Annotated in this window: 9 protein-coding genes; 4 read left to right on the forward strand and 5 right to left on the reverse strand. The window is 58.3% G+C overall.

Annotated features, from left to right (window positions below; all coding sequences use genetic code 11):
• Positions 1 to 331: 331 nt before the first annotated feature.
• Positions 332 to 2,857, reverse strand: a complete 2,526-nt coding sequence (locus FBY12_RS07595; protein WP_145252504.1) for a sulfite reductase flavoprotein subunit alpha — start codon at positions 2,855 to 2,857, stop codon at positions 332 to 334.
• Between the two features lie 462 nt (positions 2,858 to 3,319).
• Positions 3,320 to 5,635, reverse strand: coding sequence for a TonB-dependent siderophore receptor (locus tag FBY12_RS07600; RefSeq protein WP_145252505.1), 2,316 nt, complete (start codon positions 5,633 to 5,635; stop codon positions 3,320 to 3,322).
• Positions 5,636 to 5,842: 207 nt separating this feature from the next.
• Here FBY12_RS07600 and FBY12_RS07605 point away from each other — a divergent pair, with 207 nt between their 5' ends.
• The 4 genes from FBY12_RS07605 to FBY12_RS07620 all read left to right on the forward strand — a co-directional run bounded on the left by FBY12_RS07605 (position 5,843) and on the right by FBY12_RS07620 (position 10,692).
• Complete coding sequence (locus FBY12_RS07605; protein ID WP_145252506.1) at positions 5,843 to 6,523, forward strand: Fe2+-dependent dioxygenase; 681 nt, start codon at positions 5,843 to 5,845, stop codon at positions 6,521 to 6,523.
• Positions 6,520 to 7,275: a tetratricopeptide repeat protein gene (locus tag FBY12_RS07610; RefSeq protein WP_145252507.1), complete on the forward strand. Its 756-nt coding sequence runs from the start codon at positions 6,520 to 6,522 to the stop codon at positions 7,273 to 7,275. The genes FBY12_RS07605 and FBY12_RS07610 overlap by 4 nt, the downstream gene beginning before the upstream one ends.
• Before the next feature lie 182 nt (positions 7,276 to 7,457).
• The gene (locus FBY12_RS07615; RefSeq protein WP_145252508.1) at positions 7,458 to 9,722 is read left to right on the forward strand and encodes an alpha-xenorhabdolysin family binary toxin subunit A; all 2,265 of its coding nucleotides are present in this window, start codon (positions 7,458 to 7,460) and stop codon (positions 9,720 to 9,722) included.
• Between the two features lie 76 nt (positions 9,723 to 9,798).
• Positions 9,799 to 10,692 carry a hypothetical protein gene (locus tag FBY12_RS07620; protein ID WP_145252509.1) on the forward strand — a complete coding sequence of 298 codons (894 nt, stop codon included), beginning with the start codon at positions 9,799 to 9,801 and terminating at the stop codon, positions 10,690 to 10,692.
• A 74-nt stretch (positions 10,693 to 10,766) separates the two neighbouring features.
• Here the strand turns inward: FBY12_RS07620 and FBY12_RS07625 are convergent, their stop codons facing one another.
• The 3 genes from FBY12_RS07625 to FBY12_RS07635 form a co-directional block, all read right to left on the reverse strand.
• Positions 10,767 to 11,930 carry a type III PLP-dependent enzyme gene (locus FBY12_RS07625; RefSeq protein WP_121733609.1) on the reverse strand — a complete coding sequence of 388 codons (1,164 nt, stop codon included), beginning with the start codon at positions 11,928 to 11,930 and terminating at the stop codon, positions 10,767 to 10,769.
• A 474-nt stretch (positions 11,931 to 12,404) separates the two neighbouring features.
• Positions 12,405 to 13,562 carry a betaine/proline/choline family ABC transporter ATP-binding protein gene (locus tag FBY12_RS07630; protein WP_121733608.1) on the reverse strand — a complete coding sequence of 386 codons (1,158 nt, stop codon included), beginning with the start codon at positions 13,560 to 13,562 and terminating at the stop codon, positions 12,405 to 12,407.
• Entirely contained in the window at positions 13,559 to 14,212 is a 654-nt protein-coding gene (locus FBY12_RS07635) for an ABC transporter permease (protein WP_121733607.1), read from the reverse strand. The genes FBY12_RS07630 and FBY12_RS07635 overlap by 4 nt, the downstream gene beginning before the upstream one ends.
• Positions 14,213 to 14,215: the final 3 nt, after the last annotated feature.

Here is a 14,215-nt window from a genome sequence, read left to right on the forward strand (position 1 = left end):
GTTTTGGTGTTTGGCTTGAAATCGACCCCTCACCCCAACCCTCTCCCCAGAGGGGAGAGGGGGAAAGGGGGCCGATCTCTGTCGTGTTCGAGGTCAGTGTTCGGCTCGAAGCCGCATGTTTTCAGAACCTGAGGTCGACTCGATATTTCAGGTCGATGTAGCTCCAAGAACACCTCGGTCAGTCCCCTCGCCCAAGTGGGGAGGAGGAGAGGCAGATTCGCGTTGTTTCAAGACCTGAGGTCGACTCGATATTTCAGGTCGATGTAGCTCCAAGAACACCTCGGTCAGTCCCCTCGCCCCTTTGGGGAGAGGGTTAGGGTGAGGGGGCGCTTTAATAGACGTCGCGACGGTAGCGGCCTTGTTCGATCAAGCGGTCTACCGCTTCAATCCCGAGCAGTTCGTTGAGCACGTGGTCCACGCCGGACGCCATGCCCTGCAAGCTGCCGCAGATGTAGATCACCGCGCCGTCATCCAGCCATTTCAGCAACAGGTCCGCCGATTCACGCAAGCGATCCTGAACGTAAACCTTCTCTTCCTGATCGCGCGAAAACACCAGGTCCAGCCGCTCCAGATCACCCTCGATCAACCAGCCTTCAAGCTCGTCGCGGCACAAAAAGTCATGCTCGCGATTGCGCTCGCCGAACAGCAGCCAATGGCGTTGCTGGCCATCGGCAATCCGCGCCTTGAGCAAACTGCGCAGCCCGGCGAGGCCGGTGCCGTTGCCCAACATAATCATCGGCACGGGTTCGACCGGCAGATGGAAACTGCTGTTGCGCCGCACGCGCAAGCTGATGCTGCCGCCCACGGGCGCGTGTTCGGTCAGCCAGCCAGACCCGATGCCCAGGCTGCCGTCGGGGTGCAGTTCCTGGCGCACGATCAGTTCCAGAATGCCGTCAGCAGCAATCGAGGCGATGGAGTATTCGCGCATCGCCAGCGGCACCAATGCCTGCACCAGGGCCTGTGCGTGCAAACCAACCAGATGCGAGCGGTTCTCGGGCAATTGGCGGGTGGCGAGTGCCTGATCCAGCTGTTGCGCGAGGCCGTCGAGTTCGACCATCGCGCGACCATCAATGCCCAGACCGTCGAGGAAATGCTCGATGGCCCACGGGCAATTGCGCGGCATCACTTCCACCAGATCGCCGGCCAGCCAACTGCTGGTGTTCGGCGCGCTCAGGCCGATCAGGTACACCGGCGCACCGCTGCTGTCCGGGTTCATCAGTTTGCGCCGGGTCAGCGTCCAGTTGTCGTAGCTCGGCGCTTGCCAAGTGTCCACGGGCGCCTGTCCGGTCAGCAGGCCCAATTGCTGCTGCCAGTGACGCAAGGCGTAGGGGTCGCCGCTGTCGACTTCCACCGGCGCGAACAAGGTCTTGCCGCCGTGTTCGCCGAGCCAGTTATGCAAGCGCCGGGCGAAACCACAGAAGTGCTGATACTGCCGATCACCGAGGCCGAGCACTGCGTAGTTCAGGCTGTGCAGGCTCGACGCCCGGCCCAGCACTTTGCGCTCGAAACCACGGGCGCTGTCCGGCGCCTCGCCGTCGCCGAAGGTGCTGACCACAAACAGCGCGTTGCTGGAATCAAGCAGATCCTGCTCGCTGACATTGGCCAGCGGCGCAACCCTCACCGGCAATCCGGCGGCCTGCAACTGGCCGGCGGTCTGCCAGGCCAATTGCTCGGCGAAACCGCTCTGACTGGCGAAACCGATCAGCCACGCCGGCGCATCGCTGCCCGGCTGCACCAGGCCTTGGCGCGCATCCTTGATCTGGCGTTTCTTGCGCCGACGGTCGAGGTACAGCAACCAACCGGTGACGAAAAACAGCGGCATGCTCAGCGCGGTAATCGTCAGGATAATCCGCCCGACGATGCCGAAATAACTGCCGGTGTGCAGCGCGTAAATGCTCGTCAGCAACTGCGCCTTGAGGCTCTTGTCGCTGTAGCGATCATGGCGTTTGACGATGCCGGTGGCCGGGTCGAGGCTGATCTGGTTCAGCGCGCGGTCATGCGGCGAAGTGTTCAGCAGATAGAACACGGTCGCCGGTTGGCCGGCCACGGGCGGCATGCGGATGTTGTAAGCGGACAGTTGCGGGCCGGCGGCGCTGTAGATGCTGCTCCACATCGCCGCGTAATCGGCGGTGGGCGCCGGGCCGCTCGGCGCCGGACCACGGTTGCGCACGCGCTCGTTTTGCGGTGCGTCCGACAACAATTGCGTGACGCCTTTGTTGAACCACTCGTAAGACCAGGTCAACCCGGTCAGCGCCGCCAACAGGTAAAACAGCAGGCACCAGGTGCCCGCCACCGAGTGCAAATCCCAGTTGAAACTGCGGCCCTTTTTCTGCCAGTCGAGGGTCAGCCAGGCGCGCCATTTGTTCCATTGGCGCGGCCAGCGCAGGTACAGCCCGGAGAGGCAGAAGAACACCAGGATCAGCGTGCACGCGCCGGTGATTTGCCGACCGGTGTCGCCGATTGCGAGGAAGCGGTGCAGTTGCAGGACGAAGCCGAAGAAGCCCTGGCCAGTGGCGTCGCCCATGAATTCGGCGGTGTACGGGTTGAAGTAGCGCATCTCGCCGCGACGTTCGCCCGGTGGCGGGGTGAAGAACACGCGGGCGGCGTTGCCGCTGTCGGTCTCGACCCAGAGCATCGAGACTTTCTTGCCGGAGGCGGCTTCGACGCGTTCGACCAGTTCGGCGGGCGGCAGGACCCCGGCGACCTGTTTTTCCACCTGCAGCACAGAAGGATTGAGCGCCCGCAGGATTTCATCCTGAAACGATACCGTTGCCCCGGTGATGCCCATCAGGGCCAGGATCAGTCCGGCGCTGATGCCAAAAAACCAGTGCAACTGGAACAGGGTTTTCTTCAACACGTCGCTCGCCTTGTTCGTTCGAAAATAGTCATCACGGCGCGCATTATGCCGTGGGTTGTCGAGAAACCTTCTTTATTACGCGCGAAAGCCCCGTTCACCTGGATGAACGGGGCCGGCTGCGGTTTCCGCCTCTGCTTCTGTAGGAGCAAAGCTTGCTCGCGAAGAGGCCGGGTCTGTCGACATCGATGTTGCCTGACACGACGCTTTCGCGAGCAAGCTCTGCTCCTACGAAGGGCGGCGCCGGGTCAGTCGACATCGATGTTGTCTGACACGCCGCTTTCGCGAGCAAGCTCTGCTCCTACGAGGGGCGGGGCCGGGTCAGTCGACATCGATGTTGCCTGACACGCCGCTTTCGCGAGCAAGCTCTGCTCCTACGAAGGGCGGCGCCGGGTCTGTCGACATCGATGTTGTCTGACACGACGCTTTCGCGAGCAAGCTTTGCTCCTACAGGGTATTGCGCTGTCAGAAGTGGAAGTTGGTGCTCAGCAATGCGGTGCGCCCGGCGGCCTGGTTGGCGAAGTGGGTCGAGAACGCTTTGTCGTAGTAGGTTTCGTCGGTGAGGTTTTGCACGTTCAATTGCAGATCGACGTTTTTGCTCAGCTTGTAAGCGGCCATCGCGTCGTAGCGAACGTAGGAATCAACCATCGTCGTGTTGGCGACGCTGCCGAAAACCTCATCAACATAGAACGCGCCGCCACCGATGGTCAGCTTCGGCGTGACCTGGTAAGTGGTCCACAGGCTGGCGCTGTTTTTCGGCGTGTTCGGCAGCTGATTGCCATCGTTGGCCTTGCCCAGCGGGCCGCCGTCGACTTGCTCGCTGTCCATGAACGCGTAACCGGCGAACACCTGCCATTTGTCGGTGAGCTTGCCGGTCGCCGACAGTTCGACACCTTGCACGCGGGTGGTGCCGGCGTTTTCATACGACGTGGTGTCGACCTGCACACGAGCGTTGTCCTTCTCGGTGCGGAAGATGTCGGCGGTCAGCGACAGGCGCTCGTCGAGGAAATCCCACTTGGTGCCGACTTCGTAGTTCTTGGTGGTTTCCGGCTCCATGTCGCTGCTCAGCAAGTTGCCGCTGCGATCGGTCGAGCCGCCCAGCGGGTTGCCGTCCATGCCTTCGCCGAGGGTTGCGCCCGGTGGTGTCGCCGAAGTGGCGTAAGACGCGTAGATGCTGCCGTTTTCGGCAGGCTTGTAGACCACGCCGAACTGCCCGGTGACGAACTCGCTGACGTCATCGCCCTTGGCCGTGGTGGTGCCGGCGCCGTTGTAGGTTTTGTACTGGGTGTCGAAATGGTCGTAGCGCAGGCCCATGTTCACCAGCCACTGATCAGACAATTCCAGCGTGTCGAACACATACAACGCGTAGGTATTGGCCTTGGTGTCGGTGCCGGCGTAGTTGCGCGAGATCGCGCCGTTCCACGGATCGTTCGGGTTTGGATTGGCCAGCGAGGTGCAGTTGTAGCCGCTCGGTGCGCCGATCAACGCCGGGTTGCAGTTGGTGGTTGCCGCGGCGGTGCGCGGCGTGGTGTCGGTGTTGACGCTGTACGAGGACTTTTGACTTTCCTCGCGGCTGAACTCGATGCCGGTCGAGAAGCTGTTCTTGAACCCGGCGATGTACACGTCGCCAAACAGATCGGTCTGGTTGGTGGTGGTTTCGGTGTTGCTCACGCGGGTGTTGGCCCGGCGCCAGACGCTGCCGTTATTGACGTTGCCCTTGCTGTCGTCGGGCTGAGTGAGGATGTAATCCTGCATGCTGCTGCCGTGGCGCAGGGTGTTCTTGACGGTCAGCGCGTCGCTCAAATCGTGCTCGATGGCGAACGTCGCGGTGTCGGTGCGACCCTTGCGGAAGTCACGGTCGAGGCCGTAGAAATTGTTGTGGTCGCCGCCGGCATTCGGTTTGTCCGGGTTGGACTTGTTCCGCGCAGCCGACCCAGCGGTCGGGATCGAGTACGGAATGCCCGAGTCTGGCGTGTCGTTGCTTTCCAGATGGTAGTAATCAAGGTTGACGCGGGTGTCGGTGCCCAAGCCGAATGCCAGCGAAGGCGCGATGCCCCAGCGGTCGTAATCGACTTTGTCGCGGCCAGCGACATTGCTTTCGTGGCTCATCAGGTTCAGACGGCCGGCAGCGCTGTCGGAGAACTGATAGTTGCCGTCCATGGTGTAGCGCTGAGTCTGGTCGGAGCCGAAGGTGTAACCACCGTCGAACGAATCGCCCAAGTGCGCTTTTTTGCTCACCAGGTTGATCGTGCCGCCCGCCGCGCCGCGACCGCCGATGGCGGAGTTCGGGCCCTTGCTGACTTCAATCGATTCGACGGCGAAGATTTCGCGGCTCTGCGAACCGGTATCGCGCACGCCATCCAGATAAGTGTCGCCCTGCGCATCAAAACCACGGATGAACGGCCGGTCGCCCTGCGGGTTGCCACCTTCACCGGCACCGAACGTGATGCCCGGCACGGTGCGCAGCGCGTCCTGCATGTTCAGTGCGCCGGTGTCCTTGAGCACTTGTTGCGGAATTACCGTGACCGAGCGCGGCGTGTCCACCAACGGTGCGGTGTACTTGGGCGAGGAGGCTTTTTCGACGTTATAGGCCGTCGCGTCCTGGGCTTCGCCAGTGATCGCGGTCGCGTCGAGGGAAATCGCGTTGTTCGGCGCTTTCTCGTCAGTCTTCTCGGCAGCGAAAACCATGTGGCCAGCAGAGCCGGCAGTGATCGCCACGCCAATTGCAGACGCGAGCAAACGCGGTGAACTGACCGGTAATTGTGGTTGTTGGCGTGACATTGGAATTCCCCTCCCCAAGGATTTGAGGTCGCGGAATATAGGGTAAACAGGTATTTGTATCAATTGCGAAACGTTGCTATTTGAGACGAATTTACATTCTTTACAATTTGTCCTTACGGTTTCTGCTGATTCGTTCGTCTGCGGGGTTTTACACAGTCAATAAGAATCAATACCATTGGCGGCCCTTCGAGTTCTGGTGTCGTTGTCATGTTGCTGCACATTCCCGGCGTGTTCGCGAAAGAAGAAGTGCAGCGCATTCGCGAGGCGCTGGAGCAGGCGGATTGGGCCGACGGCAAAATCACCGCCGGTTTCCAGTCGGCCAAAGCCAAGCACAACTTGCAATTGCCTGAAGGTCATCCGCTGGCCAAGGAAATCGGCGCGGCGCTGCTTGAGCGCTTGTGGGCCAACCCGCAGTTCATGTCGGCGGCGCTGCCGCACAAGGTGTTCCCGCCGCTGCTGAATTGCTATACGGCGGGCGGCAGTTTCGACTTTCATATCGACAACGCCGTGCGTCAGCCCAAGGGCAGCATCGAGCGGGTGCGCACCGACCTGTCGGCGACGCTGTTTTTCAGCGAGCCGGAGGATTACGACGGCGGCGAACTGGAAATCCACGACACCTTCGGCACGCAACGCGTGAAGTTGGCGGCCGGCGACATGGTCCTGTACCCCGGCAGCAGCTTGCACAAGGTCAACGCCGTCACGCGCGGCGCGCGTTATGCCGCGTTTTTCTGGACGCAAAGCCTGGTCCGCGAAGACAGCCAACGCACCTTGCTCTACGAAATGGACGGCGCGATCCAGCAACTGACCCAGGACATGCCCGACCATCCTTCGCTGATCCGCCTCACCGGCACCTATCACAATTTGCTGCGGCGCTGGGTCGAGGTATGACCTTCCAATTGCGCCGCGAGGAAGTCCTCGACGGCGAGCAACTCAAAGCCATGCTCGAAGAGAGCCCGGCGCGCGCCGCCCAGGCAATCCTGATCGCCGCGCGTGAAGGCGTGCTCGACGCCCAGGCCTTGCTCGGGCAAATCCTCCTCGACGGGCAGGGCATCGCGCAGGATCAGCCACTGGCCGTGCGCTGGTTCGCCATCGCCGCCAAGGGTGGTCACCTGATGGCGCGCAACATGCTCGGGCGCTGCCACGAGCATGGCTGGGGTTGCACTGCCGATGCTTCGATTGCCGCCGCGCATTATCGTGTTGCAGCTGAAAGCGGCCTGGATTGGGCGATGTACAACTACGCCAACCTGCTGGCGACCGGGCGCGGCGTTGTTGAAGATCAGGCGCTAGCGTTGAGTCTTTATCGCCGTGCTGCGGAACTGGGCCATGCGAAATCGATGAACTTGCTCGGACGTTATCTGGAAGAGGGTCAGTATTGCCCGGCCGACCCAGTGACCGCGTTTGACTGGTATCGACGTTCGGCGCTGGGCGGCGATTTTCGTGGGCAATTCAGTTACGCCAGCGTTCTGGTGGAACTCTCGGACATCGAAGAAGCCCTGCTGTGGTATCGCCGGGCAATGCTCGCGGGGCATTCGGCATTTCTGGTTAACGCTGCACAAACATTGTCGAGCGCGCCGCACGCGCAAGTGCAAGCCATGGCGGTGGAATATCGCGCACGGGCGGCCAATCAACCGGGCGAGTGACAATTGGCTTCGCTGCCACTAATAGTTAGTTGGAATCTTTTATAAATATATCTTCTTGATTCTGCACTTCTGTGTCGTGCCATGTTGTGTTCTATTCAGATCGCGAAGTTTGGTTTCAGTTGAAACTCTCGCTGCGCATTCAATTGCTTGATAACTCATTTTGACTAATTAAAGGAATAATTATGTCTGCTAATAACTTGTGGGATGGTGCTCTGAAGAACGCGTCTCCCGATCAGATCATGCAGTACGCGGCAGAGGCTCCGGCACGCTTGATCAATGCTTCGGCGTCAGACGCCAACAGCGAAGTCCGCGCCACGGGACTGTTATTGACCAAGAAACATATTATCGACCTGCACAAGTATCAAGCGGCGGCTTTCAGACTCCCGCGCAACTTGAAAGACGTGACCGACTACTTGCGTTTCGGTGTCGGTCAAGATGGCGGGCCGGGGCTGTCGCCTGCGGATTTCCTGACCACCTTCCTCAATACTCACAACCATGCCGCGCGTTGGACGGACTTGCGCGAACGCATCATGATGACCGGTCGTGGACTCAGTAACTTTGCGACAAGCTTGTTGACTTACAGTGCTTCAATTGAAGAGGTTTATGCCGACGTCAGGGCTGGAAAACTGCTGGATGCACGGGATATTAAAACCCTTGAACAACTCAGGCTGGTGGAGCTTGAGTTGGGTGACAAGTTTCCCGGTCTGCAACTGGAGAGCGACACGCTGAGCGACTTGGGTTATTTCCTTGATCGAATCTTCGAAGAGGTCGATAAAAATCTGCAAGTTACCAAAGGTATCAAAACCGACCTCGATGCGTTTGGTTCGGATCTTCAGGAATATATTCTGCCCGGCATCCAGCACAGAGTTGATTTGATCCAGAAAAATACCTTGTCGGCAGAGATCAAACGGCTCCAGACGCAAATTGATGATCGCGCCAAGGAAATCGAACTGAAGAACACCGAGTACAAAGCTGCCGTCCAGGAAGCACTGAAAGCGGCAGCGGGTATGAACATAGTTGGTTTGGCGATGGCCATCTACATGGGGGTAGAGGCGGAAAACATCCGGGCGGCGCGTAATGAGCTGTATGCGGTCCAGGATCAAGACATTCTGCGATTCAATAACATGAATCAGACGCTGGGTTCTTTGGCGCGAGTAAAGCATGACTTGCAAAGTCTGGAAATCGTGGCGATCGATGCCGACATTGCAACGAAAAACCTCATCTATACCTGGAATCTCTTGTACATCGCCGTTGAAAATTCTTCCAGAGCTATTGCCACCATCAATAACGCATTGTCCCTGCGGCAGTTCATTACGCAATTCAGGCTGGTGGTCAATCCATGGAAGAAAATCGAGACCGATGCCGACGCGCTGATTCAGGTGTTCAAGGAAGCTCAGGAAGAATACTCGCGCAATAACCTGAAGGGAGCACGCTCGATGAAAGTTGCAAGTTTGTTCAACGCCGCTTATCCACCGTTGGATCTGGCGACCTTGAGTACCAGTCACGGACAAATGCGTGGTGCCCGCACTCAGGCACACGGCTGGCAGGTAAAACTCGGTTATTTGCCGGATCTGTTTGGTCGCTTCGATAGCATCGTCAAAGAGGTTGGCCAGGGCAGCAGCGCGTTACAGAGCGCTAGCCAAACCAGTCAATACGAACTCGAAACATTGCTGGAGTCACTTGAAAGCCTGGAACAGGAACGCTTGGGCGAAAGCGACCCTCAAGTGATCGAAGAAATTGACGGTGATCGCCGGCAACTTCTGCAGCGCGCAGCCGCGACCATCAAAGTTCATTCGGCCAGGCTTCAGGGATGTCTTGGGAACATCAGTGATTCATTTGATCGGCGTCTGGTCCAGACTTACCTTGCTGATTTCGCTCACGACGAACAAGTCGCGAAAGACCAACTCGCTGAGCTGCAAGTACAGTTGCAGGCTCTGCGAGATGAACGTCAAATCCTTTCCGATGCCGTTGCTACGCTGCAAAAGGCAGGCATCGAAGACCTTGCCAAGGATATTGAACTGACGCTGAGTAAAGTCACTCAGTTGGGCCTTGCGCCTCCGGAGATACAGTTGGTGATGATGGCAATCGAACAATTGAAGAAAACGTTGATCGACGCGAGCAAGTCGATTGCTTTCATCGACATGCTTCGTGAAAGCGACAAGTTGAAACTGAAGATTGATGCCCAAATCGAGAAGATCGATGTCGAGAACTCGATCATTCAGGCCTCGCTAGGCAGGATGAAGTACTTGCAGGCCATTCTTTTGATTGAAGACTCGCGCCAGACATATGCCGATATCTACAGCGGCGCAGTGAACGCCTATCAGCAATTTCTGACCGCCACCGCTCCGGCGCAATTCACCGATATCGAAACTATGACCAACGCATTCAAGGCTCAGGCAGCGTTGTTCATCAGGTTTCTTGCGCCAGTATCGATGCCAATGCGTTGATCCACCATTGATCTCGCGCTGCCGGTGTGGAACTTGACGCTGGCAGTCGAGGTTTTATCAGATCAAGGAGAGACTGATGCTGGATTATTTATTGGCAGAAAAGAATTTTGCCTCGTTAAAGCAATACGTTGTTTTTTTGAATGACTTGCCCACTTCACTTCAAGAGATCAACCGGTTTTCAGATTCAATCGCCCGCTCCGGGTACACATTGCTGCCACGGCCCGACTCTCAGGCATTGACTCAAGTCGCGCGTGAAAACGCCGTGTGTTGGCGCGCAATCGGTATTACCGTGCCTTGCCTGGGCAAAGTATCCGCCCGAACGTTGGAGGAGGTGAGTGGCTTTATTCGCCAGTTTCAGGTGATTGTCAGTGTCAGCGCGAATCGGCGTTCGGCCATTTCGGCGATTGATCCTCTGCAGTTTGCGGTGGTCAGGTCTGCCGGCTGGGGCAATGCACCGCGTGCCAATATTATTGATGTGCTGCGCGAACTCTATGCGCGGCTTGAACGTTGCCAAAATGCGGTGACCGACTTCAAGGTGCAGGTGACTCAACTTGAAGCATCGATCCACAGTATTTTCATTCGGTTCATTGAATCACTGACATTGCCGTTAAGCACCGAGGGGCCGATGTCCAAGATCGAGGCTTATTACACTTTGGGTCGGATCGGATTGCCCGGTATGGACTACGATCCAGGCCAACCGTATCCGCAATGGCAACGGCGGCAAATGGCCGAGGCGCACATGGACCGTTTGAATGATCTTTACCGACAAGTCAGTACTGCCGTCGGCAATCTCAGTGATTTCTGTTATCGCTGGACTTATATGCTTGATGAAGCCAAGCAGTCGCTGGCCACTCATCATCCACATCAAACAATGATGCGCGCCAAGGCATCGATGCCGTTGATCACCGGCTCATTGAATGAAGTCAAATCAATGTCTGACCAACTGTTGAAGATGGCCAGAGTCTTCTGACAAAACCTGGGCAATAAAAAAACCCATGACACTGTCATGGGTTTTTTATCTCGCGCGGTAATCCGAAACGTCAGTTACACGTAAAACGACTTCAGCGGCGGGAAGCCATTGAATTCGACGGCGCTGTAACTGGTGGTGTAGGCACCGGTCGACAACCAGTACATACGATCACCAATCGCCAGGTTCAGCGGCAGACCGTACTTGTAGTTTTCATACATGATGTCGGCGCTGTCGCAGGTCGGTCCGGCGATAACCACTTCTTCCATCTCGCCTTTCTTCTCGGTCCAGATCGGGAACTTGATGGCTTCGTCCATGGTTTCGATCAGGCCGGAGAACTTGCCCACATCGGTATACACCCAACGCTCGACGGCAGTACGCGACTTACGCGCAACCAACACCACTTCGCTGACCAGAATGCCGGCGTTGGCGATCAACGAACGGCCCGGTTCGAGGATGATTTCCGGCAAGTCGTCACCGAAGTCTTCCTTGAGGAAACGGATGATTTCTTCGGCGTAAGTTTCCAGGCTGTTGGTGCGGGTAATGTAGTTGGCCGGGAAGCCGCCGCCCATGTTGATCAACTTGAGGACGATGCCGTCTTCTTCTTTCAGGCGCTCGAAGATCACTTTGACCTTGGCAATCGCCGCGTCCCAGACGCTGATGTCGCGCTGTTGCGAGCCGACGTGGAACGAGATGCCGTAAGGCACCAGGCCCAAGTCGCGGGCGAGGATCAGCAGGTCCATGGCCATGTCGGTCTGGCAGCCGAATTTGCGCGACAGTGGCCAGTCAGCGGTGGTCGAGCCTTCGGTGAGAATGCGCACGTAGACTTTCGCACCCGGTGCAGCCTTGGCGATGTTGCGCAGGTCGGCTTCGGAGTCGGTCGCGTAGAGGCGCACGCCCTTGTCGTAGAAGTAGCGAATGTCTTTGGATTTCTTGATGGTGTTGCCGTAGCTGATGCGCTCCGGGCCAACGCCCTGGGCCATCACTTTGTCGAGCTCGTAGATCGAGGCGATGTCGAAGTTCGAGCCTTTGTCCTTGAGCAGGTCGATGATTTCGACGGCCGGGTTGGCTTTGACCGCGTAGTAGACCTTGGCGAATTCGAAACCGGCGCGCAGGTCGTCGTAGGCCTTGCTGATCATCGCGGTGTCGATCACCACGAAAGGGGTTTCTTGCTTGTCGGCGAACGCCTTCATTTTCTGGAAGGTTTCGCGTTCGAAATAGTCATCGACGTTGATCGACATGCTGGGAACTCCTGATGGCAAACTGATTGATCAATGGGTGCAAATGAACGCCCTCCGTATCCCCACTTTGGTTCGCCTACTTCCCAAGGCATGTCGCCGAAAGCAAAAAGGTCTCCCGGGCGCTGTGCCTCGGGGGACCTTGCTGTCTCGTCGTCAGTACTTGAGCCGGATGGATCGTTTCCAGCATGGACGTTCGGCGCGAACTTTAGGGCGTGAGGGACGCGAGATCAACAAAAAATGTCGCGTTTTTGCACGCTTCCGTCGTGCGGTGCCCGACAGGTACTGATGTAACCGACCTGCGTGACAGTGTGATGTTCCCGCAAATGTTTGTTCTCACGCGAAGCGGGGGAACGATCAAAGTGTTTCAGGCGGGATTTGTGTTGGGTCCAATCGCGAGCAAGCTCGCTCCCACACTGGATCTGTGCATCGACACAAATCCCCTGTGGGAGCGAGCTTGCTCGCGACGGCGTCAGATCAGGCGACAGCGGTCTCGGCGGGCGAAACGATGCTGGTCTTGCCGCCACGCGATTTGCCCGAGCTCAGGTACTCGGCAATCGATTCCTGCGTCACTTCACCGAGGAACACCCGTTCGGCGTCCATCACCGGCAGCCACGAGCGGTTGAACTCGTACATACGCGACAACAGGATGCGCAAATGCTCGTCGAACGCCGCCGTGGCGTTGAACTCGCGCAGGTATTGCGCGCACGTACCGGTCTGGCGGTGCAAGTCGCGACGACGCACGTAACCCAGCGCCTTGTTCTCGCCATCGGTGACCACCACGTAACGACGGTCCAGTTCGTCCATCAGCTCCAGCGCCTCGGCCACCGGGGTTTCCGGGCTCACTGACGGCGCGTTGTCCGCAGCGTCTTCAGCCTTCACCAGCAACAGACGCTTGAGCGTGCTGTCCTGGCCGACGAAGTTGCTGACAAAGTCGTCCGCCGGGTGCGCGAGCAGCGTGTCCGGGTGGTCGATCTGCAACAGCTTGCCGGCACGGAAGATCGCAATCTTGTCGCCGAGCTTGATCGCTTCGTCGATGTCGTGGCTGACCATGATCACGGTCTTGTTCAGCGCGCGTTGCATCTCGAAGAATTCGTTCTGGATCATCTCGCGGTTGATCGGGTCGACCGCGCCGAACGGCTCATCCATCAGCAACAGCGGAGCATCCGCCGCCAGTGCGCGAATCACGCCGATGCGCTGTTGCTGGCCTCCGGACAACTCACGCGGATAGCGATTCAGGTACTGCTTGGGCTCAAGCTTGATCATGCTCATCAACTCGCGGGCGCGGTCGTGGCATTTCTGTTTGTCCCAGCCGAGCAGGCGCGGAACGATGGTGATGTTTTCTTCGATGGTCATGTTCGGGAACAGACCGATCTGCTGGATCACATAACCGATGTTGCGGCGCAGGGTCACGGCGTCGAGGTCGGTGGTGTCTTCGCCGTTGATCAGGATCTTGCCGGAAGTCGGCTTGATCAGGCGGTTGATCATTTTCAGCGTGGTGCTTTTGCCGCAGCCCGATGGCCCGAGGAACACACAGATTTCGCCTTCATTGACGGTCAGGCTTACCGAGTCCACGGCTTTCACATCTTTGCCGTTGCTTTGGAAGGTCTTGCTGAGGTTTTGAAGTTCGATCATTTGAGTAATCCTTTTGGAGTCAGCGTGCGTTGCAGCCATTGCAGAAGCAGGTCGGCGAAGATGGCCAGGAGACTGACCAGCACGGCGCCGACGATGAGCATCGACATGTCGCTGCGGCTGATTGAAGCGAGAATGAGGACACCGAGGCCACCGGCGCCGATGGTCGCGGCGATGGTCATGACACCGATGTTCATGACCACGGCGGTGCGTACGCCAGCGAGAATCACTGGCACCGCAATCGGCAGCTCAACCATGCGCAAGCGCTGGCCGAAGGTCATGCCGATGCCGCGCGCGGCTTCACGAATGCCCGGCTCGACGCCGGTCAGCGCCAAATAGGTGTTGCGCATGATCGGCAGCAGCGAATACAGAAACACCGCAGTGATCGCCGGCATCGGGCCCAGGCCCTGGCCGAACTTGGAGTAGAACGGCAGCAGCAAACCGAACAGCGCGATCGACGGCACGGTCAGCAGCACCGTGGCGCTCGCTTGCAGCGGGCCGGCCAGCGACGGGAAGCGCGTCATCAACACGCCCAGTGGCACGCCGACAACAATGGCCAACGTCACGGCGATGCCGACCAGCGTGATGTGCTGCCAGGTCAGGTGCAAAACCTGCTGCCAGTCGAGATGGGAAAAGGCGTTCAAAAATTCCATGTC

This window comes from Pseudomonas sp. SJZ131, assembly GCF_007828705.1.
Lineage (GTDB): Bacteria > Pseudomonadota > Gammaproteobacteria > Pseudomonadales > Pseudomonadaceae > Aquipseudomonas > Aquipseudomonas prosekii.

What these genes read in the sequence shown, in the direction of transcription:
- FBY12_RS07600 (WP_145252505.1), bottom strand. Translation starts at nt 5,635, where the DNA reads ATGTCACGCCAACAACCACAATTACCGGTCAGTTCACCGCGTTTGCTC.
- FBY12_RS07605 (WP_145252506.1), top strand. Translation starts at nt 5,843, where the DNA reads ATGTTGCTGCACATTCCCGGCGTGTTCGCGAAAGAAGAAGTGCAGCGC.
- FBY12_RS07610 (WP_145252507.1), top strand. Translation starts at nt 6,520, where the DNA reads ATGACCTTCCAATTGCGCCGCGAGGAAGTCCTCGACGGCGAGCAACTC.
- FBY12_RS07615 (WP_145252508.1), top strand. Translation starts at nt 7,458, where the DNA reads ATGTCTGCTAATAACTTGTGGGATGGTGCTCTGAAGAACGCGTCTCCC.
- FBY12_RS07620 (WP_145252509.1), top strand. Translation starts at nt 9,799, where the DNA reads ATGCTGGATTATTTATTGGCAGAAAAGAATTTTGCCTCGTTAAAGCAA.
- FBY12_RS07625 (WP_121733609.1), bottom strand. Translation starts at nt 11,930, where the DNA reads ATGTCGATCAACGTCGATGACTATTTCGAACGCGAAACCTTCCAGAAA.
- FBY12_RS07630 (WP_121733608.1), bottom strand. Translation starts at nt 13,562, where the DNA reads ATGATCGAACTTCAAAACCTCAGCAAGACCTTCCAAAGCAACGGCAAA.
- FBY12_RS07635 (WP_121733607.1), bottom strand. Translation starts at nt 14,212, where the DNA reads ATGGAATTTTTGAACGCCTTTTCCCATCTCGACTGGCAGCAGGTTTTG.